This is a genomic window from Lyngbya sp. CCY1209, assembly GCF_035615495.1.
GTDB lineage: Bacteria > Cyanobacteriota > Cyanobacteriia > Cyanobacteriales > Microcoleaceae > Limnospira.
The window spans coordinates 1-1,161 of record NZ_JAJENU010000703.1 but is presented as its reverse complement, the minus strand read 5'-3'; the positions used below and the strand labels follow the sequence as shown (position 1 = coordinate 1,161).

Genomic DNA, 1,161 nt, shown 5'->3' with positions numbered 1-1,161 from the left:
CACTTTGATAATGCCTTTGAGAATCCAGCTTTGGATTACTTAAGAATCTGCGTGGTTTTAACCCGCAGAGTATCAAACTAATCAATATTTCGGCAATATCAGGACAGCAATTATGCCCCGCCAGGATACAATTTTCGAGCGCTTTATCTCGCCGGTGTTCGGCTTTTTGATGGATCGGGACGCCATCGATCGCCTCGACCGCAGCATCGACTGGGACGCCGCCCGCGATCGCCTCTCCGACCCCGATCTGACCTATCCGGACTACTACAAAAGCCAAAATTTCCACGGCATCGAAGGGGGATATTTGACCAAAGGCGCCGCCCTCACCTACGACCCCGTAACCCGATACGCCCTCCCCCCCAGCGAAATTTGGGTCCGGCAGGCCGGCATCGACGCGATCGACGTCCGACCCCGGCGCATTTTGGACCTCGGGTGCGGCACCGGTTCCACCACCCTGCTGTTGAAAAAAGCCTTCCCCGCCGCCGAAGTCATCGGTTTGGACCTGTCGCCCGAGATGTTGGCTGTGGCGGAAACCAAAGCCAAGCGGGAAGGTATGGAAATCCAATTCCGCCACGGTTTGGCCGAACGCACCGGATTTCCCGAGGAATCCTTCGATCTGGTATCCGCCGCCCTGCTATTCCACGAAACCCCCCCGGACATCGCCCGGGCCGTGCTCCGGGAAGCCTTCCGCCTCCTGAAAGCCGGGGGACAGGTGGTGGTTCTCGACGGTCATCAGCGGGTTTTGCGGCATACGGAATGGCTGACGGAGATTTTCGAGGAGCCTTATGTGAAAGATTACGCCGCCGGCAGCGTGGACGCTTGGCTCGGCGCGGCGGGCTTCGGCGCGGTGCGGACGGAGGATGTCTGGTGGACGAACCAAGTCAGTTTGGGGGTGAAACCGATTCGGGACCCGGCGCCCGAGGTGAATTTCGGATGGGAGGCGGCGGAGAATCCGGGGGGTTTTCCCGCCCCGGCTTGAGGTCGAACTGCTACCCTAATGGATGAGGTGCGATTCGTTCGGGAATGAAATAAGGCTGAAATGCTTGAAATAACCTCCCGGTATGGCTTCCATCCCCTTGGATGGATATAAGGGGCGCACCCCTGACCAGCCTTATAACTGTCTGTATGTTCCTAAATTTGGTATCACAGTGATACTAAATG

At 57.5% G+C, this 1,161-nt stretch carries 1 protein-coding gene; it reads left to right on the top strand.

Annotated features, from left to right (window positions below; all coding sequences use genetic code 11):
* Positions 1 to 112: 112 nt before the first annotated feature.
* Positions 113 to 979 (top strand): class I SAM-dependent methyltransferase, encoded by an 867-nt coding sequence (locus LKE08_RS29135; protein WP_324707803.1) that lies wholly within the window; start codon positions 113 to 115, stop codon positions 977 to 979.
* Positions 980 to 1,161 lie beyond the last annotated feature (182 nt).